24 protein-coding genes and 1 tRNA gene are annotated in these 26,600 nt (G+C 69.0%); 13 read left to right on the top strand and 12 right to left on the bottom strand.

Features of this window, described 5'->3' with window-relative positions; genetic code table 11:
• Window positions 1–134 precede the first annotated feature (134 nt).
• Both trxB and trxA read left to right on the top strand, forming a co-directional pair.
• Complete coding sequence (gene trxB / locus ACTWJ8_RS20120; protein ID WP_443259935.1) at window positions 135–1,112, top strand: thioredoxin-disulfide reductase; 978 nt, start codon at window positions 135–137, stop codon at window positions 1,110–1,112.
• Between the two features lie 47 nt (window positions 1,113–1,159).
• Window positions 1,160–1,492: a thioredoxin gene (gene trxA / locus ACTWJ8_RS20115; RefSeq protein ID WP_443259934.1), complete on the top strand. Its 333-nt coding sequence runs from the start codon at window positions 1,160–1,162 to the stop codon at window positions 1,490–1,492.
• Window positions 1,493–1,597: 105 nt separating this feature from the next.
• On the opposite strand, the gene ACTWJ8_RS20110 is transcribed toward trxA, so the two are convergent.
• From ACTWJ8_RS20110 to rpmH, 9 genes are all read right to left on the bottom strand, one after another.
• Entirely contained in the window at window positions 1,598–2,215 is a 618-nt protein-coding gene (locus tag ACTWJ8_RS20110) for a GNAT family N-acetyltransferase (protein WP_443259933.1), read from the bottom strand.
• 302 nt (window positions 2,216–2,517) lie between these two features.
• A complete protein-coding gene (locus ACTWJ8_RS20105) occupies window positions 2,518–3,621 on the bottom strand; it encodes a ParB/RepB/Spo0J family partition protein (RefSeq protein ID WP_443259932.1) in 1,104 nt (367 codons plus the stop codon).
• Entirely contained in the window at window positions 3,618–4,694 is a 1,077-nt protein-coding gene (locus ACTWJ8_RS20100) for a ParA family protein (protein ID WP_356386754.1), read from the bottom strand. The genes ACTWJ8_RS20105 and ACTWJ8_RS20100 overlap by 4 nt, the downstream gene beginning before the upstream one ends.
• Before the next feature lie 255 nt (window positions 4,695–4,949).
• Window positions 4,950–5,666, bottom strand: a complete 717-nt coding sequence (gene rsmG / locus ACTWJ8_RS20095) for a 16S rRNA (guanine(527)-N(7))-methyltransferase RsmG (protein WP_356386560.1) — start codon at window positions 5,664–5,666, stop codon at window positions 4,950–4,952.
• Between the two features lie 109 nt (window positions 5,667–5,775).
• Window positions 5,776–6,288 (bottom strand): Jag family protein, encoded by a 513-nt coding sequence (locus ACTWJ8_RS20090; RefSeq protein WP_356386563.1) that lies wholly within the window; start codon window positions 6,286–6,288, stop codon window positions 5,776–5,778.
• Between the two features lie 53 nt (window positions 6,289–6,341).
• Window positions 6,342–7,658 (bottom strand): membrane protein insertase YidC, encoded by a 1,317-nt coding sequence (gene yidC / locus ACTWJ8_RS20085; RefSeq protein ID WP_356386566.1) that lies wholly within the window; start codon window positions 7,656–7,658, stop codon window positions 6,342–6,344.
• An 8-nt stretch (window positions 7,659–7,666) separates the two neighbouring features.
• Entirely contained in the window at window positions 7,667–8,017 is a 351-nt protein-coding gene (yidD, locus tag ACTWJ8_RS20080; RefSeq protein ID WP_356386568.1) for a membrane protein insertion efficiency factor YidD, read from the bottom strand.
• Window positions 8,014–8,385 carry a ribonuclease P protein component gene (gene rnpA / locus ACTWJ8_RS20075; RefSeq protein WP_356386571.1) on the bottom strand — a complete coding sequence of 124 codons (372 nt, stop codon included), beginning with the start codon at window positions 8,383–8,385 and terminating at the stop codon, window positions 8,014–8,016. The genes yidD and rnpA overlap by 4 nt, the downstream gene beginning before the upstream one ends.
• A 19-nt stretch (window positions 8,386–8,404) precedes the next feature.
• On the bottom strand, window positions 8,405–8,542 hold the full coding sequence (rpmH, locus tag ACTWJ8_RS20070; RefSeq protein ID WP_003949374.1) for a 50S ribosomal protein L34: 138 nt from the start codon (window positions 8,540–8,542) through the stop codon (window positions 8,405–8,407).
• Window positions 8,543–8,924: 382 nt separating this feature from the next.
• Between rpmH and dnaA the strand changes: the two genes are divergently transcribed.
• The 9 genes from dnaA (at window position 8,925) to ACTWJ8_RS20025 (ending at window position 21,805) form a co-directional block, all read left to right on the top strand.
• A complete protein-coding gene (gene dnaA / locus ACTWJ8_RS20065) occupies window positions 8,925–11,048 on the top strand; it encodes a chromosomal replication initiator protein DnaA (RefSeq protein WP_443259931.1) in 2,124 nt (707 codons plus the stop codon).
• 906 nt (window positions 11,049–11,954) lie between these two features.
• Entirely contained in the window at window positions 11,955–13,085 is a 1,131-nt protein-coding gene (dnaN, locus tag ACTWJ8_RS20060) for a DNA polymerase III subunit beta (RefSeq protein ID WP_356386576.1), read from the top strand.
• A 164-nt stretch (window positions 13,086–13,249) separates the two neighbouring features.
• Window positions 13,250–14,125 carry a phosphogluconate dehydrogenase (NAD(+)-dependent, decarboxylating) gene (gene gnd, locus ACTWJ8_RS20055; protein ID WP_356386579.1) on the top strand — a complete coding sequence of 292 codons (876 nt, stop codon included), beginning with the start codon at window positions 13,250–13,252 and terminating at the stop codon, window positions 14,123–14,125.
• A 67-nt stretch (window positions 14,126–14,192) separates the two neighbouring features.
• Entirely contained in the window at window positions 14,193–15,317 is a 1,125-nt protein-coding gene (recF, locus tag ACTWJ8_RS20050) for a DNA replication/repair protein RecF (RefSeq protein ID WP_443259930.1), read from the top strand.
• A complete protein-coding gene (locus tag ACTWJ8_RS20045; RefSeq protein ID WP_443259929.1) occupies window positions 15,314–15,874 on the top strand; it encodes a DUF721 domain-containing protein in 561 nt (186 codons plus the stop codon). The genes recF and ACTWJ8_RS20045 overlap by 4 nt, the downstream gene beginning before the upstream one ends.
• Window positions 15,875–16,174: 300 nt before the next feature.
• Window positions 16,175–18,223, top strand: coding sequence for a DNA topoisomerase (ATP-hydrolyzing) subunit B (gene gyrB / locus ACTWJ8_RS20040; protein ID WP_356386587.1), 2,049 nt, complete (start codon window positions 16,175–16,177; stop codon window positions 18,221–18,223).
• 41 nt (window positions 18,224–18,264) lie between these two features.
• The gene (gyrA, locus tag ACTWJ8_RS20035; RefSeq protein WP_356386589.1) at window positions 18,265–20,892 is read left to right on the top strand and encodes a DNA gyrase subunit A; all 2,628 of its coding nucleotides are present in this window, start codon (window positions 18,265–18,267) and stop codon (window positions 20,890–20,892) included.
• Window positions 20,893–20,910: 18 nt separating this feature from the next.
• Window positions 20,911–21,600: a DUF3566 domain-containing protein gene (locus ACTWJ8_RS20030; RefSeq protein WP_356386592.1), complete on the top strand. Its 690-nt coding sequence runs from the start codon at window positions 20,911–20,913 to the stop codon at window positions 21,598–21,600.
• Between the two features lie 131 nt (window positions 21,601–21,731).
• Window positions 21,732–21,805, top strand: a tRNA-Ile gene (locus ACTWJ8_RS20025).
• 337 nt (window positions 21,806–22,142) lie between these two features.
• Here ACTWJ8_RS20025 and ACTWJ8_RS20020 read toward each other — a convergent pair.
• Window positions 22,143–22,490 (bottom strand): DUF6344 domain-containing protein, encoded by a 348-nt coding sequence (locus ACTWJ8_RS20020; protein WP_443259928.1) that lies wholly within the window; start codon window positions 22,488–22,490, stop codon window positions 22,143–22,145.
• A 211-nt stretch (window positions 22,491–22,701) separates the two neighbouring features.
• On the opposite strand from ACTWJ8_RS20020, the gene ACTWJ8_RS20015 reads away from it, so the two are divergent.
• Together ACTWJ8_RS20015 and ACTWJ8_RS20010 are read left to right on the top strand one after the other, a co-directional pair.
• Window positions 22,702–22,830 (top strand): DLW-39 family protein, encoded by a 129-nt coding sequence (locus tag ACTWJ8_RS20015; RefSeq protein ID WP_003999697.1) that lies wholly within the window; start codon window positions 22,702–22,704, stop codon window positions 22,828–22,830.
• 95 nt (window positions 22,831–22,925) lie between these two features.
• On the top strand, window positions 22,926–24,371 hold the full coding sequence (locus ACTWJ8_RS20010) for a hypothetical protein (RefSeq protein ID WP_443259927.1): 1,446 nt from the start codon (window positions 22,926–22,928) through the stop codon (window positions 24,369–24,371).
• Between the two features lie 30 nt (window positions 24,372–24,401).
• Here the strand turns inward: ACTWJ8_RS20010 and ACTWJ8_RS20005 are convergent, their stop codons facing one another.
• Both ACTWJ8_RS20005 and ACTWJ8_RS20000 read right to left on the bottom strand, forming a co-directional pair.
• The gene (locus ACTWJ8_RS20005) at window positions 24,402–25,898 is read right to left on the bottom strand and encodes a serine/threonine-protein kinase (protein WP_443259926.1); all 1,497 of its coding nucleotides are present in this window, start codon (window positions 25,896–25,898) and stop codon (window positions 24,402–24,404) included.
• A gap of 54 nt (window positions 25,899–25,952) precedes the next feature.
• Window positions 25,953–26,501, bottom strand: coding sequence for a helix-turn-helix domain-containing protein (locus ACTWJ8_RS20000; RefSeq protein ID WP_356386605.1), 549 nt, complete (start codon window positions 26,499–26,501; stop codon window positions 25,953–25,955).
• Window positions 26,502–26,600 lie beyond the last annotated feature (99 nt).

Here is a 26,600-nt window from a genome sequence, read left to right as displayed (position 1 = left end):
GGGGCCACTCGTCAGGTGTGGCCGGGCACGTCGGGAATGCATGCCCCGTAGGATCCGTTGGGTGGGGTGAGAGTCCTCCGAATGGCCTCCCCCTGGCAGTACGCAGCAGTCCCGCAGAGACGAGGAATCAAGCCGTGAGCGACGTCCGTAACGTGATCATCATCGGCTCCGGGCCCGCCGGCTATACGGCGGCGCTCTACACCGCGCGCGCGTCGCTGAAGCCGCTCGTGTTCGAGGGTGCCGTCACCGCTGGTGGCGCGCTGATGAACACGACCGAGGTCGAGAACTTCCCCGGTTTCCAGGACGGCATCATGGGCCCCGAGCTCATGGACAACATGCGCGGCCAGGCCGAGCGCTTCGGTGCCGAGCTGGTCCCGGACGACGTCGTGGCCGTCGATCTGACCGGCGAGATCAAGACCGTGACGGACACCGCGGGCACCGTGCACCGCGCGAGGACCGTCATCGTCACCACCGGCTCCCAGCACCGCAAGCTCGGCCTCCCGAACGAGGATGCGCTCTCCGGACGCGGCGTCTCCTGGTGCGCGACCTGCGACGGGTTCTTCTTCAAGGACCAGGACATCGCCGTGATCGGCGGCGGTGACACCGCGATGGAGGAGGCCACCTTCCTGTCGCGCTTCGCCAAGTCCGTGACGATCGTGCACCGCCGCGACACCCTGCGCGCCTCGAAGGCGATGCAGGAGCGCGCCTTCGCCGACCCGAAGATCAAGTTCGTCTGGGACAGCGAGGTCGCCGAGATCAAGGGCGACCCGAAGCTCGAGGGCCTGACGCTGCGCAACCTGAAGACCGGCGAGACGTCCGAGCTTCCGGTCACCGGCCTGTTCATCGCGATCGGCCACGACCCGCGCACGGAGCTCTTCAAGGGCCAGCTCGAGCTGGACGACGAGGGCTACCTGAAGGTCGAGGCCCCGTCGACGCGCACGAACCTGACCGGTGTCTTCGGCGCCGGTGACGTCGTGGACCACACCTACCGCCAGGCGATCACCGCGGCCGGCACCGGCTGCTCCGCAGCCCTCGACGCCGAGCGCTTCCTGGCCGCGCTCTCCGACGGCGAGGCCGCCGAGCCCGAGAAGACCCAGACCGCCAGCGTCTGACCCGAACTCCCACTCACGCATTTCCCCCAAGAAAGAAGGAGCCTGCTGTGGCCGGCAACCTGAAGAACGTCACGGACGCCAGCTTCGACGAGGACGTCCTGAAGAGCGACAAGCCCGTGCTGGTCGACTTCTGGGCTGCCTGGTGCGGCCCGTGCCGTCAGATCGCCCCGTCCCTCGAGGCCATCGCCGCCGAGCACGGTGACAAGATCGAGGTCGTCAAGCTCAACATCGACGAGAACCCGGGCACGGCCGCCAAGTACGGCGTCATGTCGATCCCGACCCTGAACGTGTACCAGGGTGGCGAGGTCGCCAAGACCATCGTCGGTGCCAAGCCCAAGGCCGCCATCGTGCGCGACCTCGAGGACTTCATCGCCGAGTAATCAGGCGACGCCGTCTCACCGACGGCACGTGTTTCACGTGAAACATGGAAGCGGGCCGATCCCTCCGGGGATCGGCCCGCTTCCGTTTGAGGGCCCGTCGGCCCGTCACAGCGGACGGAGTGCCGGTTCCTTCTGTACGGCCCCCAGAAGCCGGTCCAGGGCCATCTCGACGTCTTCCTTCCAGGACAGCGTCGTCCGCAGTTCCAGACGCATCCGCGGATACGAGGGATGCGGTCGCACGGTCTTGAAGCCGACCGCCAGCAGATGGTCCGCGGGCAGCAGACAGGCGGGCCCCTTCCACCGGGCGTCCCCGAAGGCCTCGATCGCCTTGAAGCCCCGCCGCAGCAGATCCTTCGCCACGGTCTGCACGATGACCCGCCCCAGTCCCTGTCCCTGGTACTCGGGCAGGATCCAGGCCGTCATGAGCTGAACGGCGTCGGGGGACACCGGGCTCGTCGGAAAGGCGGTGGAGCGCGGCACATACGCGGGAGGCGCGTAGAGCACGTAGCCGACCGGGAGGTCATCCACGTAGACGACGCGTCCGCAGGAGCCCCACTCCAGCAGGACGGCGGAGATCCACGACTCCTTCTCCAGTTCGGACGTGCCCGCCTTTACCGCGGCCTGGCCGCTGACCGGGTCCAGCTCCCAGAAGACACATGAACGGCAGCGCTTGGGGAGGTCCGGAAGGTTGTCCAGCGTGAGCGGTACGAGCCGACGCCCCATGAAGGCAGTTCCTCGCTTCCTTCGCCCGCCGCTGCGCGGGCGGCCGTCAGAGCGCTCCGTTCCCTGAGCAGGCTGCCGACGAATCCGCCGACCGCGCCAAGGCCGAGACCTGCGGTCATCAGTCCGGTGCGACTCACCGATCGCATGACCCGCCTCCTGTATGAGGTGCCGCCGGGTGGATGCGCTCTTCCCGTCGCATCGTAACCACGATGCGATGCACTCGATACCGTGGAAAAGCAAAGAGCGGACCGTGTTCCGGTACATGCCGGACACGGTCCGCTCTGCTCACGGCGCGGCGGTGATCAGTCCTGCTCGTCGCCCTCGGTCTCGTCCGGGAGTCCGTTCTGGAGCACCGGTCCCTCGCCGGGAGCGAGGGAGCCGAGGATGCGCGACAGGTCGTCCATCGAGGCGAATTCGACGACAATCTTGCCCTTCTTCTGGCCCAGGTCGACCTTCACCCGGGTCTCGAAGCGGTCGGAGAGCCGCGTGGCCAGTTCGCTCAGCGCCGGGGAGACCCGGGCGCCGGCCCGCGGCCCCTTGGCCCGCGAGCTGCTCTTGGGACCGGAACCCATGAGGGTCACGATCTCCTCGACGGCCCGCACCGAGAGCCCTTCGGCGACGATGCGGTGGGCCAGCCGGTCCTGCTCCTCCGAGTCCTCGACGGAGAGCAGCGCACGCGCGTGGCCCGCCGACAGCACCCCTGCGGCCACCCGGCGCTGGACGGCCGGGGAGAGCTTCAGCAGCCGCAGGGTGTTGGACACCTGCGGACGGGACCGGCCGATGCGGTCGGCGAGCTGGTCGTGGGTGCAGTTGAAGTCCTTGAGCAGCTGGTCGTAGGCCGCGGCCTCTTCCAGCGGGTTCAGCTGCGCACGGTGCAGGTTCTCCAGCAGGGCGTCGAGAAGGAGCTTCTCGTCTTCCGTGGCCCGCACAATGGCCGGGATGCGCTCGAGCCCCGCCTCCCGGCAGGCCCTCCAGCGCCGCTCGCCCATGATGAGCTCGAAGTTGCCCGCGCCCACCTGGCGCACGACGACGGGCTGGAGAAGCCCGACTTCCTTGATGGACGTGATCAGCTCGGCGAGGGCGTCCTCGTCGAACACCTCACGGGGCTGACGCGGGTTGGGCGTGATCGCGTCGAGCGGCAGCTCCGCGAAGTGCGCTCCCGCCGGACGCTCGAAGTCGTCGGTCGGCGTGCTCGCCGGCTCCTCGGTTTCCCGTGAAACAGGCGGCTGCGAGAGCGCGGCCACCTTGGCGGCCGCCACTCCGCGCTCGGTCGTCAGCACCGGCACCGAGGCGGGGGACGTCGACGGTCCTCCCGACTGGGACGCCGGGGCGGACTTCTCTGGTGTGGGGGCAGCCGGGATCAGCGCGCCGAGTCCTCGGCCAAGTCCCCTCCGTCGCTCGCTCACTGAATCCCCTCCGACGTACTTTGCTGGTCAAGTTGAGTGCCCGTGTGGGCGTTCTGGGCGTCGTAGTGGATCCCGACTCCCCGCAGCGCCATCTCTCGGGCCGCTTCGAGGTAGGAGAGAGCGCCGCTCGACCCTGGATCGTAGGTCAACACCGTCTGCCCGTAGCTCGGCGCCTCCGAGATACGCACCGAGCGCGGGATGCTCGTCCGCAGAACCTCATTGCCGAAGTGGTTGCGGACTTCGTCGGCGACCTGGGAAGCCAGCCGGGTCCGTCCGTCGTACATCGTCAGGAGGATCGTGGAGACGTGCAGGGAGGGGTTGAGGTGCCCGCGCACGAGGTCCACGTTGCGCAGCAGCTGGCCGAGGCCCTCCAGCGCGTAGTACTCGCACTGGATCGGGATCAGCACTTCCGCGCCGGCGACCAGAGCGTTGATCGTCAGAAGACCGAGCGACGGCGGGCAGTCGATGAGGATGTAGTCCAGCGGCTGCTCGTACGCCTGGATGGCGCGCTGCAGTCGGCTCTCGCGTGCGACCAGAGAGACCAGCTCGATCTCCGCACCGGCGAGATCGATGGTGGCCGGGGCGCAGAAGAGGCCTTCGACGTCGGGGACGGGCTGGACGACTTCGGAGAGCGGCCTGCTGTCGACCAACACGTCGTAGACAGAGGGCACTTCGGCGTGGTGATCGACGCCCAGAGCCGTGGAGGCGTTGCCCTGTGGGTCCAGGTCCACCACCAGGACGCGTGCGCCGTGCAGCGCAAGCGACGCGGCAAGGTTGACCGTGGTCGTGGTCTTGCCGACCCCGCCCTTCTGGTTGGCCACCACCATGACGCGGGTCTGCTCGGGGCGTGGCAGGCCCTCGCCCGCGCGACCGAGAGCTTCTACTGCCAGTTGGGCAGCGCGACCGATGGGTGTGTCGTCCATCGGGGGCGGCGTTTCACGTGAAACATCCTCCCCCGCCGACTCGGTACGGGGACCGGGGACCGGATCGGTCATCGGTCCCGCGATGTTGGCGTCGGACCGCAAGGATTCACTCTCCTCGACTTCAGGCTCGCAATGAACAGAGCCTCCCATGCCTTCGGGGTCAAGAACCAGCGAGGCCCGTGCTTCTGTGGGCGAATCCCCTTCTGTGGACAACTCCGTGCCCGTATCGAGGGACCCGAGGGGTTTTCGGTCGCGCGGAGCGGCCGCCGCGCGGCCGCGACTGATGATGCCCTGCAGCAGTGAGCGACGTTTCACGTGAAACACGATGCACCGCGACCCGATGCAGTCCCGCGCGACACCCCGAGATACGTACGTCAGACAGCTTTTGTGGAGTACTGCTGAGCGTCAACGCCTGCGGCGCGCACGCCCCGTGCGGGCCGCCTTGGCGCGCTTCGCCGCGAAGCGCACGCCGCCGGGGCTCTCCCCGACCTCGACGCGTACGACGGTGGAGAGGGGGTCGACGACGCCCTCGCCCACGTGCAGCACGGAGGTCTCCACGGCACCGAGCTTGCTCAGGGCGGTGGCGGCGTTCTTCAGCTCCTCCTCGGCGGTGTCGCCCTTGAGCGCCAGCATCTCGCCGTACGGCCGCAGCAGCGGGACGCCCCACGCGGCCAGCCGGTCCAGCGGGGCGACGGCGCGAGCGGTGACGACGTGCACGGGGGTCAGCTTGCCGAGGACCTCCTCGGCGCGGCCGCGCACCACGGTCACATGGTCGAGCCCGAGCAGCTCGACGACCTCGGTGAGGAAGGTCGTGCGGCGGAGCAGCGGCTCCAGCAGGGTGATCTTGAGGTCGGGGCGGACCAGGGCGAGCGGAATGCCCGGCAGGCCCGCGCCCGAACCGACGTCGCACACGGTGACGCCCTCGGGGACCACCTCGGAGAGCACGGCGCAGTTCAGGATGTGCCGCTCCCACAGACGCGGCACCTCGCGGGGCCCGATGAGGCCGCGCTGCACTCCCGCGTCGGCGAGAAGCTCCGCGTACCGGACCGCGTCCGGGAAGCGCTCGCCGAATACCGCCCGGGCCTGCTCCGGGGCCGGGGGGAGTTCTGCTGCCTCCGTCACGGGGACCGTCCTTCCATACCGCGCTACGCAGTGAGTGGCTGATTAACAGGCTGACAAAGATCGGCCCCGCCTGCGAAACAGACGGGGCCGGAAGGCGACGTGCTGCCGATCAGGCAGGAAGCACGACGACGAAGCGCTGCGGCTCCTCGCCCTCGGACTCACTGCGCAGGCCGGCCGCCTTGATGGCGTCGTGCACGACCTTGCGCTCGAAGGGCGTCATCGGGTTCATCCTGACCGGTTCCCCGGTGCTCTTCACCTCGGCCGCGGCCTTGGCGCCCTGCTCGGTGAGCTCGGCGCGCTTCTTGGCGCGGTAGCCGGCGATGTCCAGCATCAGGCGGCTGCGGTCACCGGTCTCACGGTGCACCGCGAGGCGGGTCAGCTCCTGGAGCGCCTCGAGGACCTCTCCGTCGCGGCCGACCAGCTTCTGCAGATCACGACTGCTCACGTCGCTGACGATGGAGACTGCGGCCCGGTCGGCCTCGACGTCCATGTCGATGTCGCCGTCGAGGTCGGCGATGTCCAGCAGACCCTCGAGGTAGTCCGCGGCGATCTCACCCTCCTGCTCGAGGCGGGTCAGGGTGTCGCCACCCTCGGCAGCGGCGGAGGTGGTGCCTTCCGTCACGGGATGGGCTCCTTCTTGCGTCAAGGCTTGCGCCAACGTCTAACGTCGAGGTCTTACTTCTTGGACGAGGACTTCGGCCGCTGCGGCCCGCCCTTGCGCTGTCCGGACTTGGCCTTGCTGCGCTGCTGCGAGCTGCCCGCCGGCTTGGCGCCACCGGACTGCTTGGACTGGCCCTTCGGCTTGGCGTCCTGCGGCCCGTCCTCCTTCTCCAGCGACGTCTTGCCCGAGTCCGAGGAGGCGGTGGAGTCGGCCTTCGCCGTGCCCGCCGCACCGCCGGACTGGCGCTGCGACTTGGACTGGCGCTTGGGCTGCTGGCGCTTCGGGGCGCTCTTCGGCAGACCGTCCTCGTCGAGCTCCTCCGAGGAGGTGCCCTTGGCCACGGTGCCGTCGGCCTGTGCGGCGAGACCGGCCTTGCTCAGGCCGTTGATGAACTTGCGCTCGTACTCGTTGCGGTCGCGGCCCTTGGCGACGATCGCCTTGACGATGTTCTTCTCGCGCTTGCTGCGGGTGGCGCCGTGCTCGACGACGTGCTTCTGAAGCCCCTCGAGCATCTTGGCCTGGGCCTTGGAGCCCGGGGTGGGGTTCCGGTTGATCACGTACATCTGCTGGCCCATGGTCCACACGTTGGTGGTCAGCCAGTAGACGAGGACACCGACGGGGAAGTTGATGCCCATGAAGAGGAAGATCAGCGGGAAGACGTACATCAGCATCTTCTGCTGCTGCATGAACGGCGTCTTCACCGTCAGGTCGACGTTCTTCGTCATCAGCTGGCGCTGCGTGTAGAACTGCGACGCCGACATCATGATGATCATGACCGCGGTGACCACGCGGACGTCGGTCAGCGAGGCGCCCATGGCCTGGACCTCGGCGGCGCTGTCCGTGAACTTGGCAGCGAGCGGGGCACCGAAGATGTGCGCCTTCTGGGCGCTGTCCAGCAGCGACTGGGTGATGACGCCCTTGGGCTCGCCCTCGGCGATGGCCGCGAGCACGTGGTACAGGGCGAAGAAGAACGGCGACTGGACGAGAATCGGAAGGCACGAGGAGAGCGGGTTGGTACCCGTCTCCTTGTACAGCTTCATCATCTCTTCGGACTGGCGCTGCTTGTCGTTCTTGTAGCGCTCCTGGATGGCCTTCATCTGAGGCTGGAGCAGCTGCATGTTCCGGGTCGCCTTGATCTGCTTCACGAAGAGCGGGATCAGGCAGATCCGGATCAGGACCACCAGGGACACGATCGACAGGCCCCAGGCCCACCCGGTATCAGGGCCGAAGATCGCCCCGTAGACCTTGTGGAACTGGACGATGACCCACGACACAGGCGTCGTGAGGAACGCGAAAACGCCGGAAATCGCGTTGACGATATCGGAAATCATGTCCCTGATCAGGCTCCTTGGGCGTTGGGCGAAGTCGCTCCGGACTTATTGTCCTGTGCAGAGGGGCTGTCGCCCTCAACGGCGGGGGCCGTGTGTTTGTCCCCGCGCCATGCCTCGCGCAGCATCTCGTGCCAGCGCGGACGCTTGCGTGGCGGAACGTGGTCGACGCCGCCCAGGGACCACGGATTGCACCGAAGGATCCGCCAGGCGGTGAGTGCTGTTCCCTTGATTGCCCCGTGCCGGTCGATGGCGGTGAAGCCGTAGTGGGAACACGACGGGTAGTACTTGCACACCGGACCGAGCAGCGGACTGATGGTCCACTGGTAGATCTTGATCAAGGCGAGCAGTGGGTACTTCATCGCGCGCCCCCTCCCAGCAGCCGCTGAAGGGCGGCATCCAGGTCTCGGGCCAGCTGTGCGTGGGTCGCGTCACCCGCTCCGGGCAACGCGCGTACGACTACCAGGCTACCTGGGGGCAACAGAGTCACCCGGTCGCGCATGAGGTGGCGAAGCCTGCGCTTCACCGCGTTCCGTACGACGGCGCCACCCACGGCCTTGCTCACGACGAAACCCGCACGCGGCGGGGAGAGGGTCTCCCTGGGCGCGTGCGGGTCCGTTGAACCGCTGCGTAGATGGACGACGAGAAGCGGGCGTCCGGCCCGGCGTCCTCGGCGTACCGCGGTCGCGAAGTCTTCGCGCCGCCTCAGCCGATACTCGGTAGGCAGCACGTCATGACCTGTTCCGCGATCAGGCGGACAGGCGGGCGCGACCCTTGCCACGGCGGGACGCGAGAATCGCGCGGCCGGCGCGGGTGCGCATGCGCAGGCGGAAGCCGTGGGTCTTGGCGCGACGGCGGTTGTTCGGCTGGAAGGTGCGCTTGCTCACTCGGGGGCTCCTGAAAAACGTGTGGTGGCGGGACATCGCCTGGCTGTCACCGTGCGCCCACGAGTAGCTCGCGAATACGCCCGAGTGCACCGCTACACGGCCCGCAAGAACTGTGGATCGTGACCTTGCCCATCGGAGGCAGGCGGCAGCAGCCATCGACAACTCGACCTGGTTACGGTACGCGCGGCTACGCCATCCGGTCAAACCGACGTCATGCGGGGGACACTGTCCACAGGCTGGGGACAACAACTTGAACCGCAGCGGTCGCGCTGACTACCGTGGCTGAACTCCGATTCGTTCCCTTCTCACCGCCCCACCCGATTTTCTTCCCGATCCGTCCCAGGAATCACACGTTCGTGGGACCAGCGAGAGAGCGTGCCCTGTGGCTGACGTACCTGCCGATCTTGCCGCAGTGTGGCCACGAGTTCTGGAGCAACTCCTCGGGGAAGGCCGCGGGCAGGGCGTCGAGACGAAGGACGAGCACTGGATCCGACGATGCCAGCCGCTGGCGCTCGTCGCCGACACCGCGCTGCTCGCCGTGCCGAACGAATTCGCCAAGGGCGTACTGGAGGGACGCCTGGCCCCGGTCGTCAGCGAGACCCTCAGCCGCGAGTGCGGCCGCCCCATCCGGATCGCGATCACCGTCGACGACTCCGTGGGCGAGCCGCCCGCCCCCGCACCTGCCCCTGCGCCCGCGCCCGCGCCCGCGCAGACCCCGTACGAGAACCGTGAGGCTCCGTACGACAACCGCGAGACCCCGTACGAGAGCCGTGAGGCGGCCCCCTACGAGAACCGCGAGACGTCCTACGACAACCGGGACGCGTACGAGCAGCCCCAGGCGCCCCGCCCCGACCAGCTCCCGACCGCGCGCCCCGCGTACCCGGACTACCAGCGCCCCGAGCCGGGCGCCTGGCCGCGCACGCAGCAGGACGACTACAACTGGCAGCAGCCCCGGCTCGGCTTCCCGGAGCGCGATCCGTACGGCCCGCCCGCCCAGCAGCCGCAGCACGACTACCGGCAGCAGGAGAGGCCCCCGTACGAGCAGCAGCAACAGCCGTACGAGCCCGAGCGCGGCCGCTACGACCAGCAGCCGGAGCGCGCTCCGTACGAGCAGAAGCCGGACGGTCGCCCGTCCTACGAGGACCGCTCCTCTTCTTACGAGTCCTCTTCTTATGAAGAGCGTCCTTCCTACGAAGAGCGCCCCTCTTATGAAGAGCGCCCCTACGAAGACCGTTCGTACGAGGACCGCTCTTCTTATGAGGAGCGGTCGTCCTACGAGGAGCGCGGTTCCTACGAGCCCTCGCGCGAGCGGCCGCAGCGGCGCGAGCCCGGCCCCGGCAAGCCCGCGATGGGCGGTCGTCCGCCCCAGGACGGCGCGCACGGCCCCGGAGGCCCCGGCAATCGTGGTGTGCCCAGTGGCGCGCCCGGACCGCTGGCCGCGCAGCCCGCGCCGGCGACCGGTCCCGGTGAGCCGACGGCTCGCCTGAACCCCAAGTACCTCTTCGACACGTTCGTCATCGGCGCGTCGAACCGCTTCGCGCACGCGGCCGCGGTCGCCGTCGCCGAGGCCCCCGCCAAGGCGTACAACCCCCTGTTCATCTACGGGGAGTCGGGCCTCGGCAAGACGCACCTGCTGCACGCCATCGGGCACTACGCGCGCAGTCTCTACCCGGGCACGCGCGTGCGGTACGTGAGCTCCGAGGAGTTCACCAACGAGTTCATCAACTCGATCCGCGACGGCAAGGGCGACTCCTTCCGCAAGCGGTACCGCGAGATGGACATCCTTCTGGTCGACGACATCCAGTTCCTCGCGGACAAGGAGTCGACGCAGGAGGAGTTCTTCCACACCTTCAACACGCTCCACAACGCGAACAAGCAGATCGTGCTCTCCAGCGACCGGCCGCCCAAGCAGCTGGTGACCCTGGAGGACCGGCTGCGGAACCGGTTCGAGTGGGGTCTGATCACGGACGTCCAGCCGCCCGAGCTGGAGACGCGTATCGCCATCCTTCGTAAGAAGGCAGTGCAGGAGCAGCTCAATGCGCCTCCGGAGGTGCTCGAGTTCATCGCGTCCCGCATCTCGCGCAACATCCGTGAGCTGGAAGGGGCGTTGATCCGCGTCACGGCGTTCGCGTCGCTCAATCGACAGCCTGTGGACCTGGGTCTGACGGAGATCGTCCTCAAGGACCTGATCCCCGGCGGCGAGGACGCGGCGCCCGAGATCACGGCGTCGGCCATCATGGCGGCGACCGCGGACTACTTCGGCCTCACGGTGGAGGACCTCTGCGGATCCTCGCGCAGCCGTGTGCTCGTGACGGCCCGCCAGATCGCGATGTACCTGTGCCGTGAGCTCACGGACCTGTCCCTGCCGAAGATCGGCGCGCAGTTCGGCGGCCGCGACCACACGACCGTGATGCACGCGGACCGCAAGATCCGCGCGCTGATGGCCGAGCGGCGCTCCATCTACAACCAGGTCACCGAGCTCACCAACCGCATCAAGAACGGCTGACAGCAGGCCCGTTGCGGGCCGCTGAGCGCTTCAGGGCGCTTCGGGAAGGACTCCCGGAGCGCCCTTCTTGTTGCCCGCGCGCCGCCGGCGCGATGCCCGGCGCTCCGCCCCTGTTCGATTCGCGGCCGAGTTACGGGCGTTCTCCACAGATCTGCCGGGTTTTTGCGATCCACACCCTGGGGACTGGAAAGTTGTCCAGACTGGATCCACAGCCACCCCCGGTAACAGGGCATCAGTCCAGGTCAGCGGCCTGTGGATTCGTGGAAAAGTGATCTCCACAGACTGTGGACCGATTTTTCTTCCACAGGCTGTGCATGACGTTGTCCACCGGCAACCCACAGGCTCGCGGCCGTTGTGCACAGTGATCAAGAGCTTCTCCACACAGCTGTCCACTGTTCGGCAACGCAACGCGCCAGCTCACCTCCGCGAGTGAAAGGCGTCACACCAAGGTGGTCGGTTGGGCTGGGGAGAACCGGGGTAAAGCTGGGGACGGCGCTGGGGAGAAGTCGGCCCAGCCTGTGCATCGGGTGTGCAGAACTTTCGGCCGTCCACAGTGAGCGCCGGTTGTCCACCGCCTCGGCCCACAGCCGCAGTGGACAAAAAACCGCCTCTGACCTGCGCTTAAGCGGTTATCCACGCTTTCCACAGCCCCTACTACTACCCCCAACTAGTTAGAGCTGGGAATTCGTTTCGAAGAGGGTGCTGTGCACAACTCGGTCTCGGACCCTCGGCCTCGGTTCTGCGCGACTTGACCGAGGCGGGCAACGACTGTCAGTGCCGTGCGTCAGACTGTTCCCCGGTGTTCTCCCCATCTGTGGGCCGAGCGACACCACGTCTGCCGATGCAGACGGCAGACCGAAGACCAAGCAGGGCGAGAGCAGCCAGCAACAGCAGGAGGCGGCTTAAGTGAAGATCCGGGTGGAACGCGACGTACTCGCGGAGGCGGTGGCCTGGGCGGCGCGCAGCCTTCCGGCACGACCGCCTGCGCCCGTCCTCGCGGGCCTTCTGCTGAAGGCCGAGGAGGGCGCACTCAGCCTGTCGAGCTTCGACTACGAGGTCTCGGCACGCGTATCGGTGGACGCGGAGGTCGACGAGGAGGGCACGGTGCTCGTCTCCGGCCGCCTGCTCGCCGACATCTGCCGCGCTCTGCCCAACCGTCCGGTGGAGATCTCCACAGACGGTGTACGAGCGACCGTGGTCTGCGGCTCCTCGCGATTCACACTCCACACCCTTCCTGTGGAGGAGTACCCGGCGCTGCCGCAGATGCCGACCGCCACGGGCACCGTCCCGGGTGAGGTCTTCGCCGCCGCCGCCTCCCAGGTCGCCATCGCGGCCGGCCGCGACGACACGCTGCCCGTCCTCACCGGTGTGCGCATCGAGATCGAGGGCGACACGGTGACGCTGGCGTCCACCGACCGCTACCGCTTCGCGGTCCGCGAGTTCCTGTGGAAGCCGGAGGACCCGGAGGCCTCCGCGGTCGCCCTGGTGCCCGCCAAGACGCTCCTGGACACCGCCAAGGCGCTCACGAGCGGCGACACGGTCACGCTGGCGCTCGCCGGCTCCGGCGCGGGCGAGGGCCTCATCGGCTTCGAGGGCGCGGGCCGCCGCACCACCACCCGCCTCCTGGAAGGCGACCTGCCGAAGTACCGCACGCTGTTCCCGACGGAGTTCAACTCCGTGGCCGTCATCGAGACCGCCCCCTTCGTGGAGGCCGTCAAGCGTGTGGCCCTCGTCGCCGAGCGGAACACCCCGGTGCGGCTCAGCTTCGAGCAGGGCGTGCTCATCCTGGAGGCCGGTTCCAGCGACGACGCACAGGCTGTGGAGCGCGTCGACGCGCAGCTGGAGGGCGACGACATCTCGATCGCCTTCAACCCGACCTTCCTGCTCGACGGCCTGAGCGCCATCGACTCCCCGGTCGCTCAGCTGTCGTTCACGACGTCCACCAAGCCGGCGCTGCTCTCCGGCAAGCCGGCCCTGGATGCCGAGGCGGACGACGCGTACAAGTACCTGATCATGCCGGTGCGGCTGTCCGGCTGAGGTCCCTGAGGCATAGCCGCTCGGGTTCGCCCGAGCGGCTATGCCCACAGGTGTGCGGGACCGTCCGGGTTTAGGCTCGGAGCCAGGTACGGGACGCCACGCGCGCGTGCTCCCGTGCCGCCCTCGCACCACCTCATGCCTCGTCGCAACGTAAGGAACCACTGATGGAGCTCGGTCTCGTCGGCCTCGGCAAGATGGGCGGCAACATGCGCGAGCGCATCCGCCGCGCGGGCCACACCGTCTACGGCTACGACCGCAACCCGGACCTCGCGGACGTCCACAGCCTCGAGGAGCTTGTGGGCAAGCTCAAGGGCCCGCGCGTGGTGTGGGTGATGGTTCCGGCCGGCGCCGCGACCCAGTCCACGATCGACGAACTCGGGGAACTGCTCTCCGAGGGCGACGTCGTCGTCGATGGCGGCAATTCGCGCTGGACGGACGACGAGAAGCACGCCGAGGAGCTGGCGGCCAAGGGCATCGGCTTCGTCGACTGCGGTGTCTCCGGCGGCGTCTGGGGCCTCGAGAACGGCTATGCGCTGATGTACGGCGGCTCCGCCGACGACGTGGCGAAGGTCCAGCCGGTCTTCGACGCCCTCAAGCCCGAGGGCGACTTCGGTTCCGTGCACGCCGGCAAGGTGGGCGCGGGCCACTTCGCGAAGATGGTCCACAACGGCATCGAGTACGCCATGATGCAGGCCTACGCCGAGGGCTGGGAGCTCCTGGAGAAGGTCGACTCCGTGGACAACGTCCGCGAGGTCTTCCGCTCCTGGCAGGAGGGCACGGTCATCCGCTCCTGGCTGCTCGACCTCGCCGTCAACGCGCTCGACGAGGACCAGCACCTCGACAAGCTGCGCGGTTACGCGGCGGACTCCGGCGAGGGCCGCTGGACCGTCGAGGCGGCCATCGACAACGCGGTGCCGCTGCCCGCGATCACGGCCTCGCTCTTCGCCCGCTTCTCCTCCCGCCAGGAGGACTCCCCGCAGATGAAGATGATCGCCGCTCTGCGCAACCAGTTCGGCGGCCACGCCGTCGAGAAGAAGTAATCCACACCTGTAGAAACACCTGTAGAAAACCGCTGTTCAGAACTCTGGGGGAGGTCGGCCCACGACCATGCACGTCACGCACCTGTCGCTGGCCGACTTCCGCTCGTACGCCCGGGCCGAGGTCGCACTCGACTCGGGCGTCACCGCGTTCGTGGGCCCGAACGGCCAGGGCAAGACGAACCTCGTCGAGGCCGTCGGATACCTGGCCACGCTCGGCAGCCACCGCGTCTCCTCGGACGCCCCGCTGGTGCGGATGGGCGCCGAGCGTGCCGTGATCAGGGCGCAGGTGCGGCAGGGCGAGCGCCAGCAGCTCGTCGAGCTCGAGCTGAACCCCGGCAAGGCCAATCGCGCCCGCATCAACAGGTCCTCGCAGGTCAGACCGCGTGACGTGCTGGGCATCGTACGGACCGTGCTGTTCGCGCCCGAGGACCTCGCCCTGGTCAAGGGCGACCCCGGGGAGCGTCGGCGCTTCCTCGACGACCTGGTGACCGCGCGTTCGCCGCGGATGGCGGGCGTGCGCTCCGACTACGACCGCGTCCTCAAGCAGCGCAACACGCTCCTGAAGTCCGCGGCGCTCGCGCGGCGGCACGGCGGGCGCGCCATGGACCTGTCGACGCTCGATGTGTGGGACCAGCACATCGCGCGCGCGGGCGCGGAGCTGCTCGCGCAGCGGCTCGACCTGATCGCCGCGCTGCAGCCACTGGCCGACAAGGCGTACGAGCAGCTGGCGCCCGGCGGCGGCCCGATCGCCCTGGAGTACAAGCCCTCGTCCCCCGAGGTCGTCGGGCACGCGCGCGAGGAGCTGTACGAGCAGTTGCTCGCGGCGCTCGAAGGGGCGCGCAAGCAGGAGATCGAGCGGGGCGTCACGCTGGTCGGCCCGCACCGCGACGACCTGGTCCTCAAGCTCGGCCAGCTGCCCGCCAAGGGGTACGCGTCCCACGGCGAGTCCTGGTCGTACGCGCTGGCGCTGCGCCTCGCCTCGTACGACCTGCTGCGCGCCGAGGGGAACGAGCCGGTGCTCGTCCTCGACGACGTGTTCGCCGAGCTGGACGCGCGGCGCAGGGAGCGCCTTGCGGAGCTCGTGGCACCGGGCGAGCAGGTCCTCGTCACGGCCGCTGTCGACGACGACGTACCGGATGTGCTGGCCGGTACCCGCTACGCGGTGTCGGACGGAACCGTGGAGCGGCTGTGAGCGCCGGAGAATCCCCCGAAGGTGCGAAGGGCCCGGGGGAACCAAAAGGCGGTCCCGAACCTTCAGGTGTCGACCTCGCCCGCGTCGCCCTCCGCGCGGCGAAAGAGGCCGCACGCGCGCGTGGTGACTCGGCCCAGCAGAAGAAGCAGGCGCGGCGCGGCGGCGGACTGCGGTCCGGAGCGCGCTCGGACGGGCGGGACCCGATGGGCCTCGGCTCGGCCATCAACCGGCTGATCACCGAGCGCGGCTGGGAGACGCCGGCCGCGGTGGGCGGCGTCATGGGGCGCTGGCCGCAGATCGTCGGCGAGGACCTCGCCAAGCACTGTGTGCCGCAGAAGTACGACGAGGACGAGCGCGTCCTGGTCGTGCAGTGCGACTCGACGGCCTGGGCGACGCAGGTCCGGATGCTGGCTCCGCAGCTGGTCAGACGCCTGAACGAGGACCTCGGGCACGGCACCGTGCGGCGCATCGACATCAAGAATCCCGGTGGTGGCCCGCGCCGCTACGGCCCCCTGCGCGCCCCCGGAAGCACGGGCCACGGCGACACCTACGGGTGAGGCCGTCAGCCGCCGTAGCTGGTGGTTCACACCCCGAAGCGCTGAGTGCCGCTGTGAGCCTCTTGGAGCCCCGCTCCGCATAGGGGGAGTCGGCCGATCCCGGTTGAGGGCGGCACATGAGGACTCAGGCACCGCCAAACCCCCATCTATGTCCGAGCTACCGGTACACTGGGAGACAATCCCGCCCCACTTGTGGGACGCACCGAGCAACGCTGATCAGGGCTTACCGAACAAACACGCCGCAGCCGCTCCGGCCACCAACCGGGAGCTTGGCTTGTGCTGTGCCAGAAAGGGCGCTTCGTGGCCGATTCCGGCAACCCCAACGAGAACATCCCGTCCACCGACGCCGAAGAGCACGTCGAGGCCACAGAGGCCTCGTACGACGCCAGTGCGATCACCGTCCTCGAAGGGCTGGACGCGGTCCGCAAGCGACCCGGCATGTACATCGGCTCGACCGGTGAGCGTGGCCTTCACCACATGGTGCAGGAGGTCGTCGACAACTCCGTCGACGAGGCCCTCGCCGGTCACGCGGACACGATCGACGTCACGATCCTGCCGGACGGCGGCGTCCGCGTCGTCGACAACGGCCGTGGCATCCCCGTGGGCATCATCCCGTCCGAGGGCAAGCCCGCCGTCGAGGTCGTGCTGACCGTCCTGCACGCGGGCGGCAAGTTCGGAGGCGGCGGCTACGCCGTCTCCGGTGGTCTGCACGGCGTGGGCGTCTCCGTCGTCAACGCGCTGTCCACGAAGGTCTCGGTCGAGATCAAGACCGAGGGATACCGCTGGACGCAGGAGTACAAGGCGGGCGTTCCGACGGCCCCGCTGGCCAAGCACGAGGCCACCGACGAGACCGGCACCTCGGTCACGTTCTGGGCCGACGGCGACATCTTCGAGACCACCGAGTACTCCTTCGAGACGCTCTCGCGGCGCTTCCAGGAGATGGCCTTCCTCAACAAGGGCCTCAAGATCAACCTCACGGACGAGCGTGAGTCGGCCAAGGCCACGGCCGGCGCGGACACGAACGAGGCGGGCGACGACACCGCCTTCGAGCCGCGCTCGGTCTCGTACCACTACGAAGGCGGCATCGTCGACTTCGTGAAGTACCTCAACTCCCGCAAGGGCGAGGTCGTCCACCCCTCCGTGATCGACATCGAGGCCGAGGACAAGGACAAGCTCCTGTCCGTCGAGGTCGCGATGCAGTGGAACTCGAGCTACAGCGAGGGCGTCTACTCCTTCGCGAACGTGATCCACACGCACGAGGGTGGCACCCACGAAGAGGGCTTCCGCGCGGCGATGACCTCGCTCATCAACAAGTACGCGCGCGAGAAGAAGCTGCTCCGCGAGAAGGACGACAACCTCACGGGTGACGACATCCGCGAGGGTCTGACCGCGATCATCTCGATCAAGCTGAGCGAGCCGCAGTTCGAGGGCCAGACGAAGACCAAGCTGGGCAACACCGAGGCGAAGACCTTCGTCCAGAAGGTCGTCTACGAGCACCTCAACGACTGGCTCGACCGGAACCCGAACGAGGCCACGGACATCATCCGCAAGGCCATCCAGGCGGCCACCGCGCGCGTGGCGGCCCGCAAGGCCCGCGACCTGACCCGTCGCAAGGGCCTCCTGGAGACCGCTTCGCTGCCGGGCAAGCTCTCCGACTGCCAGTCGAACGACCCCACCAAGTGCGAGATCTTCATCGTCGAGGGTGACTCCGCCGGCGGCTCGGCCAAGTCCGGCCGTGACCCGATGTACCAGGCGATCCTGCCGATCCGAGGCAAGATCCTGAACGTCGAGAAGGCGCGCGTCGACAAGATCCTGCACAACCAGGAGATCCAGGCGCTGATCTCGGCCTTCGGCACCGGAGTCCACGAGGACTTCGACATCGAGAAGCTCCGCTATCACAAGATCATCCTGATGGCGGACGCCGACGTCGATGGCCAGCACATCAACACCCTGCTGCTGACCTTCCTGTTCCGCTTCATGCGCCCGCTGGTCGAGGCCGGACACGTGTTCCTGTCGCGTCCGCCGCTCTACAAGATCAAGTGGGGCCGCGACGACTTCGAGTACGCGTACTCGGACCGCGAGCGCGACGCCCTGATCGAGATGGGCAAGCAGGCGGGCAAGCGCATCCGCGAGGACTCGGTGCAGCGCTTCAAGGGTCTCGGTGAGATGAACGCCGAGGAGCTGCGCGTCACGACCATGGACCAGGAGCACCGCGTGCTCGGCCAGGTCACCCTGGACGACGCCGCCCAGGCCGACGACCTGTTCTCGGTCCTCATGGGCGAGGACGTCGAGGCCCGTCGCTCGTTCATCCAGCGCAACGCCAAGGACGTCCGCTTCCTCGACATCTGAGTCGGTCTCAGCTGACCGCGCAGAAAGGATCTTGACCAGCAATGGCCGACGAGAACACCCCCACGCCGCCGCCCGAGGAGAACGCGGACGGCAGCGCCATCGCGATGCGCATCGAGCCCGTCGGGCTCGAGACGGAGATGCAGCGCTCCTACCTGGACTACGCGATGTCCGTCATCGTGTCCCGCGCGCTGCCCGACGTACGCGACGGCCTCAAGCCCGTCCACCGCCGCGTCCTGTACGCCATGTACGACGGCGGCTACCGGCCCGAGAAGGGCTTCTACAAGTGCGCCCGCGTCGTCGGCGACGTCATGGGCAACTACCACCCCCACGGCGACTCCTCGATCTACGACGCCCTGGTGCGCCTCGCCCAGCCGTGGTCGATGCGCATGCCGCTGGTGGACTCCAACGGAAACTTCGGCTCTCCGGGCAACGACCCCGCGGCCGCCATGCGGTACACCGAGTGCAAGATGGCGCCGCTGTCCATGGAGATGGTCCGCGACATCGACGAGGAGACCGTCGACTTCACGGACAACTACGACGGCCGCTCCCAGGAGCCGACCGTCCTGCCGGCCCGCTTCCCGAACCTGCTGATCAACGGCTCGGCGGGCATCGCGGTCGGCATGGCGACCAACATCCCGCCGCACAACCTGCGCGAGGTCGCCGCCGGCGCCCAGTGGTGCCTGGAGAACCCCGACGCCTCGCACGAGGAGCTCCTGGACGCGCTCATCGAGCGCATCAAGGGCCCCGACTTCCCGACCGGCGCCCTCGTGGTGGGCCGCAAGGGCATCGAGGAGGCGTACCGCACCGGCCGCGGCTCCATCACGATGCGCGCGGTCGTCGCGGTCGAGGAGATCCAGAACCGCCAGTGCCTGGTCGTCACCGAGCTGCCCTACCAGGTCAACCCGGACAACCTCGCGCAGAAGATCGCCGACCTCGTGAAGGACGGCAAGGTCGGCGGCATCGCGGACGTCCGCGACGAGACGTCGTCCCGTACGGGCCAGCGCCTGGTGATCGTCCTCAAGCGGGACGCGGTCGCCAAGGTCGTCCTGAACAACCTGTACAAGCACACCGACCTCCAGACGAACTTCGGCGCCAACATGCTGGCGCTGGTCGACGGCGTGCCGCGCACGCTGTCCCTGGACGCGTTCATCCGTCACTGGGTGGCGCACCAGATCGAGGTCATCGTCCGCCGGACGCGCTTCCGGCTGCGCAAGGCCGAGGAGCGCGCACACATCCTGCGCGGCCTCCTGAAGGCCCTGGACGCCATCGACGAGGTCATCGCCCTCATCCGGCGCAGCGACACCGTGGACGTCGCTCGAGAGGGCCTCATGGGCCTTCTGGAGATCGACGAGATCCAGGCGAACGCCATCCTCGAGATGCAGCTGCGCCGACTGGCCGCCCTGGAGCGCCAGAAGATCATGCAGGAGCACGACGAGCTCCAGGCGAAGATCAACGAGTACAACGCGATCCTGGCCTCGCCGCAGCGTCAGCGCGAGATCGTCAGCGCGGAACTGCAGCAGATCGTCGACAAGTTCGGCGACGACCGCCGCACCAAGCTGGTCCCCTTCGAGGGCGACATGTCCATCGAGGACCTCATCGCTGAAGAGGACATCGTCGTCACCATCACGCGTGGTGGTTACGTCAAGCGCACCAAGACGGACGACTACCGCTCGCAGAAGCGCGGCGGCAAGGGCGTGCGCGGCACGAAGCTCAAGGAAGACGACATCGTCGACCACTTCTTCGTGTCGACGACGCACCACTGGCTGCTCTTCTTCACCAACAAGGGACGCGTCTACCGCGCGAAGGCGTACGAACTCCCGGACGCCGGGCGTGACGCGCGCGGCCAGCACGTCGCGAACCTGCTCGCCTTCCAGCCGGACGAGTCGATCGCCGAGATCCTCGCGATCCGCGACTACGAGGCGGCGCCCTACCTGGTGCTCGCCACCAAGGCGGGCCTCGTCAAGAAGACGCCTCTGAAGGACTACGACTCGCCGCGTTCCGGTGGCGTCATCGCCATCAACCTGCGCGAGGCCGCGGACGGTTCCGACGACGAGCTGATCGGCGCCGAGCTGGTCTCCGCGGAGGACGATCTGCTGCTCATCAGTAAGAAGGCGCAGTCGATCCGGTTCACCGCCACGGACGACGCGCTGCGTCCCATGGGGCGTGCCACGTCCGGTGTGAAGGGCATGAGCTTCCGCGAGGGCGACGAACTGCTCTCGATGAATGTCGTCCGTGCCGGTACGTTCGTCTTCACCGCCACCGATGGTGGGTACGCGAAGCGGACCGACGTCGACGACTACCGCGTCCAGGGTCGCGGCGGCCTCGGAATCAAGGCCGCCAGGATCGTGGAGGACCGCGGCGAGCTCGTCGGCGCCCTGGTGGTCGAGGAGACGGACGAGATCCTCGCCATCACGCTGTCCGGCGGTGTGATTCGTACGCGAGTCAACGAGGTCAGGGAGACGGGCCGTGACACCATGGGCGTCCAACTGATCAACCTGGGCAAGCGCGATGCCGTCGTCGGCATCGCACGTAATGCCGAGGCCGGTCGTGAGGCGGAGGAAGTCGACGGCGACGTCCCGCAGGACGCGGACGCCACCGAGAACGACGAATCGACCGCCGACGAGACGGCTGTCGGAACGGACGAGGGCGGACAGTCCTCGGCCGAGTAGCGCGAGGAGTGAGTCATCGTGAGCGGAGCCACGGGCGCAGGCTCTACCGGGACATCGACCGGTACGGAAACCGAGAGCGGCCGTGGCTCCGCTCATGACGTCAAGGACGTCGAAGGCTCGACCGACTCGACCGACTCGAACGAGTCTCATGGATCCCAGGGGGGAACTGTGACGGACACCCGAGGTCCGCAGACCCAGCAGTACGCGGGCGGCGGCAGCGGCGCCCTGCCGGGCGAGCGGCCGCAGCAGCCGGCTCAGCCGTACCACCCGCCGCAGGCGTACCAGAACGCCCCTGACGCGGTCCGCAGGCCGCGCACCGGGGCGCGCACCACCCCGCGTACGCGCAAGGCCCGCCTGCGGGTCGCCAAGGCGGACCCGTGGTCGGTGATGAAGGTCAGCTTCCTGCTCTCCATCGCCCTGGGCATCTGCACGATCGTCGCGGCCGCCGTGCTGTGGATGGTCATGGACGCCATGGGGGTCTTCTCCACGGTCGGCGGGACGATCTCCGAGGCCACGGGCTCGAACGAGTCCAACGGCTTCGACCTCCAGTCGTTCCTGTCGCTGCCGCGCGTCCTGATGTTCACGACGGTCATCGCCGTCATCGACGTCGTCCTGGCCACGGCCCTGGCGACGCTCGGCGCGTTCATCTACAACCTCTCCGCCGGTTTCGTGGGCGGCGTCGAGCTCACGCTCGCCGAGGACGAGTGACCGTTTTCCGGGCTCCGTAAGGCCTGAGAGACCCGCTGGTGGGCGGGCCGGGACTATCGATTTTGGGACTGGCCCCCCAGTGCGCTAATCTTCAGGAGTCAGCGCGCGGGACACACACCGCAGAGCGCGGCGGGGCTATAGCTCAGTTGGTTAGAGCGCATCCCTGATAAGGATGAGGCCACAGGTTCAAATCCTGTTAGCCCCACATGATGAGGACCCTCAAGCGGAAACGCTTGGGGGTCTTCTGCTGTTCGGGGTGCGGGGCCGTGGGCGGACATGCCGATGGGCCCGCGCAGCCGTAGGGGATGGCTGGGGCCTCGTTCGACAGTCCTGCTCTTCAGTTGTGTGCCACTGTGCGGCCCTGCCGCGTCCGGGCGTTGTCGTACGCCCGGTTGTTCCGTCCGTACTGCTGCTACTGCCTCAACCGCTGTGACGACTCGTCCTGCTGTGTCGACTCGTCCGGCTGGTCTTGCTCGTCTTACTGGTCTTACTGGTCCTGCTGTTACGGCTGGTGTTTCGCTACGTCTGCTGCTCGGTGGGGCCTACAGCTGCGAGGTGAGGGCTTCCGTGGCCAGGTGGCTGTCGGCGTTGCGCTGTTCCGTGTCGGCCGGCGGGCGGTGGCGGACGCTCGGGGAGGAGCCGTGGGCCTCGGCGCTGATGCGCTGCTTCATCGTCGGTGGCAGGGACCGCTTGAACGACCAGTAGGGGCGGGCCGCGGCGGGAGCCGGGACGGTCGCCTCCTCGGCGGCGGTCTGCGTCTTCTGCGCCTTCTCCGTCTGCTGCGCCGGAGTGGCCGCGGTGGCCGGGGAGGAGAGTCCGAGCGCCGAGAACAGCGCGATGAACGTGGAGATGATGACGGTCCACAGCGTCATGACCTTCTGCTTGGTCATGGCCCCTCACTTTCAGGTTGGGCGATTTGCGTACTTTCCTCATGATGTGGATGGGGCGACGCGAGTGCGGGACCGACGCTCGCGCGTCGTCGATATTCAGATGAACACCACTCGTATGGACGCAGGGGATGCAGGTCACCGATCGGTATCGATCGGTGTGTATAGTCGGGCGCCAGAGGTCCCCTACGTCAACGAAAGACGAGGTCGCGCGGTGAAGAAGCTTCTCCTGGTCGCACTGGCCGCCATCGGCGGGCTCCTCGTGTACCGCCAGATCCAGGCGGATCGCGCCGAGCAGGATCTGTGGACGGAGGCGACTGACTCCGTGCCCACGGGTTCGTGAGTATCGACAACAGTCTCTTCACGGAGCCCCGATCGCTGTAGCGGTCGGGGCTCCGTGCTGTACGGGGGCTGTGGAGGACGGCAGGATGGCCGTCCATGGGGAGACTCCTGAGGCGGCTGAGGCAGGGGCGGCGCGGTAGGAGCGCCGCGGGGGCCGGGCTGTGCGCGACCCTCGTGCTGGCACTGCCGGGGGCGGCAGCGGCGGCGGACAGCGGCGATCCGTACGTCTTCGCCGAGGGTGCGCGGACGGTTGCGGGGGCGGCGGGCGGCGCGTCGGCCGGGCAGCTCAAGACCGGTGAGACGTACCGGAGTTCGCTCGCGGCCGGGGACGGCACCACCGCGTACTACCGCGTCGAACTGGACGGCGCCGCGACGGCGTACGCCTCGGTCGTCGCCGTGCCGCCGCTCGGCCCGGGCGTGAAGGCCGCGGCGTCGGACGGCATCACGGTGTCGCTGCGCGACGGGCAGGGGAACACGTGCGACACGGAGCGCGCGACCTTCCGCTCGGGCGCGTATCCGCGGCCGCTCGCGACGACCGTCCAGCGTGCCGTACGGGCCGGTGGGCTGCGGTGCCAGTCGGCGGGGACGTACTACGTGGTCGTGGAGCGCGCCGCGGCCGCCGGGTCGAGCGCGCGGGCGTGGGGGCTCGAACTGCGGGTGGCCACCGAGCCGGGCCTGGTGTCCGCGACGCCGAGCGAGGGGGCGCGGTCCTGGCCGTCGGAGCCCGTGGCGCTGCCGTCGGGGGCAGGGGAACGGCGCAGCGGGGGAACGGGGTTCAACGACGCGCGGGCGCTGACGTCCGGTGTCTGGAAGGACCGGTTCGCGCCGGGGCAGAGCCACTACTACCGGGTTCCGGTCGACTGGGGGCAACGGCTTTCGCTCGACGCGGAGTTGGCCGGCTCCGACGACGCCGGTCGGCGCGGAACGGTGGCGGGGGCGCTCGACATGGAGCTCTACAACCCCGCGCGGGCGCCGGTGGCACAGAAGGGCGCCACGTACGCGGGGAAGTCCACGTCGGCCGCGTTCGACCCGCTACCGCCCGTCTCGTACGGGAACCGGCTGTCGGCGGGCGACGACGACGCGGCGACGGGCCTCGCCGGCTGGTACTGGCTGCGGGTGACGCTGAACCCCGCGCTGGAGGCCGGTGGGACGGACGGTACGGGCTTCGACGTGACGGTACGCGTCGCTGTCGACGGGGAGGCGGAGCGGGCGCCCGACTACGTGCGGGATCCGGGGGAGTTCCAGGTGACGTCCGACGACCTGGCGGCGGCGGAGCGGGGCGAGGGCGGCGCGGAGTGGGCGTCGGCGGCGGGTACCGGGTCGGATTCGGGTACGCGGTCGGAGGCCGGGTCGGGCGCCGAGTTGGAGTCCGATCGTTCCTCTGGTGCGCCGGCCGCGGCGGCTTCGGGCGATACGTCGGCGGGGGACGGGCCGATGACGGTGGTGGGGGTCGCCGGGATCGGGACCGGGAGCGCGCTGCTGCTGTGGCTGGGGTTGTGGCGGGTGGTGGCGGTGCGGAGGTTCCGGCGGGCGCGGGGTTGACGGGCTGAGACCGTCGGACGGGGCGCCGGATCAGGCCTGGGTCAGGGCCCAGATGCCCACCGCGAAACAGACCACGGCCAGGAGCAGCACCGGGACCGTCACCCTCACGGGTGGTCCGGGCCGCTCCGGGCGCCGCTGGGGAACTTCCCGGTCATCGGATGCGTACAGAGAGTGATGGGCCTGGGGAGGGCTGAGCGGGGAGGGGGCGGCGGGATGTGGAGCGAGGGGCGAGGGCTCGGGGGCGGCCGGGCTCGGGGGCGGTTCGGGCGTGGGGGCGTAGGTCGGCTCGGGGGCGTGGACCGGTTCGGAGGCGTGGGACGGCTCGGGCGCGCGGGCCGGTTCGGGCGCAGGCGTGGGCGTCGGTTCCGGCTGGGGCGGGGCGACCGGTGGTGGCGGAGGCACTTCGGGCGCCGGAGGGGCGAGGGGAGCCGGAGGCACGGCTGGGGCGGGTGGTGCCAACGGCTGGGGCGGAAGCGGGGTGTTGGCCGGTGGTGGAGTGTTCGCCGGTGGTGGGGAAGCGGGCCGCGCGGGCGTGCCGACGCCCAGAGCGGGCGCGGGCACCGGGGCCTCGGTCTCCCGCCCGACCGTCCGCGCCTCGTGCACGGGCGTGCCCGCGCCGTCCAGGGGGCGGGCGCGGCGACCGCGTACGGCGGGGCCACCGGGTCCGAACCCCGGCGGGAGCGGGCCGAGTTGGTCGAACACCTCGATCAGCTCGTCGTCGGGCCCGGGCTCCGGGAGGAGTTCGGAGGCGGCGAGGAGCGCCTTGCGCGCGCCGGTGGCGGTGCGGAACCGGTCCTCGGGGTCGGGCTGGAGAAGGCCCGCGAGGACGCTCCAGAGCGGCCCGGGCACGCCCTGCGGCGCCCGCGGGGTGCCGTGCTCCTCGAAGCGTTCGACCAGCGCCCTGGCGTCGGGCCGTGCGCCCTCGAGGAGATAGAGCCCGACGAGCCCGGCGGCGAACAGGTCGGCGGGGAAGTCGGGTTCGTCGCCCATCTCCTGCTCGGGCGCGAAGTACCCCGGCGTGCCCACGACGTAGTCGGCCTCGGTCAGCCGCGGCTCGCCCTTGCGCATCGAGATGCCGAAGTCGGACACGCGCAGATGCGGCAGGCCGGTGCCGGTGGCCTCCAGGAGCAGGTTGGCGGGCTTGATGTCGCGGTGCACCACGCCCTCGTCGTGCACGGCGGCGAGCCCGGCGAGCAGCTGGTCGAGCAGCAGGCAGACGAACTGCGGGGGCAGCGGCCCGTAGTCGGCGACGAGGTGGACCAGCGAGCCGCCCGCGACCAGATCCATGGTGAACAGGACCTTGTCGTCGTCCGCGGCCCAGCTCGCCGGGGCCAGGACGTGCGGATGGTCGATGCGCAGCGCCTGCTCCCGCACGAAGCGCAGCAGGGTGTGGGCGTCGGACTGCTGAAGCACCTTCGCCGCCACATAGCGGCGGCGCCGGTGGTCCCAGGCGCGCCAGACGGCGCCCACTCCCCCGCGGCCGATCGGGTCGGCCAGTTCGTACCGGCCGGCGAAGACCTCACCCATGGTCGTGCGTCGCTCCCCTTCCGGAGCCGGACGCGGTGGCGCGCCCGGCCTGGGTCAGTTCTGGTGCGACTGGTAGTGGGCGACCGCGTCGGAGGTGCGCCCCGCCCCGTACACCCGGAGGAACTCTGCCAGTTCGGGATGGGTGGGGGCGAGCGAGTCCGCCGCCTCGATGATGTCGCTCGCGGCCGAGACCGAGCGCAGCAGCGACTGGATCTCACGCACGACGCGCTTCACCGTCGGCGCTCCCGAACTGTTCGACGACTGGTTGGTGTTGGTGAGCACGGAGCCGCCCTGCGACTTCTTGATCTCGTCCATCCGCTCGGTGGCCTCGGCGGCGCTCACGCTCCCGTCGGCGACCTGTCCTGCGAGCGACTGGAGGAGCTGGACGCGCTGGACGACGGCCGGGTTGCCGATCTTCGCCCGCTGGCCGCTCATCAGCTGCGACAGCATGGGGGCGGAGAGCCCGAGGACCCCCGCCAGACGGGCCTGGTTGAGCCCCAGGTCCTCGATCAGCCGACGGAAGAGCGCCCCCAGCGGCTCCCCGTACCAGTTCCGCTGGAGCTCCCGGGCTCTTGCGGTGGCTTCCTGCTGTGCGGCGTCCATTGCGTCTCCCCATCGCTTCCCCAAGTACGGTCCTTCGCTGCCGCGAAGCACGTGGGGCATCTTACGGAGCGTGGTCGCCCGCCGGGACCCCCAATCTTT

Origin of the sequence: Streptomyces sp. SDT5-1, assembly GCF_052245995.1 — a bacterium.
Classification (GTDB): domain Bacteria; phylum Actinomycetota; class Actinomycetes; order Streptomycetales; family Streptomycetaceae; genus Streptomyces.
The sequence above is the reverse complement of the archived record's forward strand: the minus strand, read 5'-3'. Positions and strand labels throughout refer to the sequence as shown.

Bases quoted from the DNA above. Each gene is read 5' to 3' on its own strand.
- ACTWJ8_RS20110 (WP_443259933.1), bottom strand. From the start codon at position 2,215: ATGGGGCGTCGGCTCGTACCGCTCACGCTGGACAACCTTCCGGACCTC.
- ACTWJ8_RS20100 (WP_356386754.1), bottom strand. From the start codon at position 4,694: ATGGGAGGCTCTGTTCATTGCGAGCCTGAAGTCGAGGAGAGTGAATCC.
- yidC (WP_356386566.1), bottom strand. From the start codon at position 7,658: ATGATTTCCGATATCGTCAACGCGATTTCCGGCGTTTTCGCGTTCCTC.
- yidD (WP_356386568.1), bottom strand. From the start codon at position 8,017: ATGAAGTACCCACTGCTCGCCTTGATCAAGATCTACCAGTGGACCATC.
- gnd (WP_356386579.1), top strand. From the start codon at position 13,250: ATGGAGCTCGGTCTCGTCGGCCTCGGCAAGATGGGCGGCAACATGCGC.
- recF (WP_443259930.1), top strand. From the start codon at position 14,193: ATGCACGTCACGCACCTGTCGCTGGCCGACTTCCGCTCGTACGCCCGG.
- gyrA (WP_356386589.1), top strand. From the start codon at position 18,265: ATGGCCGACGAGAACACCCCCACGCCGCCGCCCGAGGAGAACGCGGAC.
- ACTWJ8_RS20020 (WP_443259928.1), bottom strand. From the start codon at position 22,490: ATGACCAAGCAGAAGGTCATGACGCTGTGGACCGTCATCATCTCCACG.
- ACTWJ8_RS20010 (WP_443259927.1), top strand. From the start codon at position 22,926: ATGGGGAGACTCCTGAGGCGGCTGAGGCAGGGGCGGCGCGGTAGGAGC.
- ACTWJ8_RS20005 (WP_443259926.1), bottom strand. From the start codon at position 25,898: ATGGGTGAGGTCTTCGCCGGCCGGTACGAACTGGCCGACCCGATCGGC.
- ACTWJ8_RS20000 (WP_356386605.1), bottom strand. From the start codon at position 26,501: ATGGACGCCGCACAGCAGGAAGCCACCGCAAGAGCCCGGGAGCTCCAG.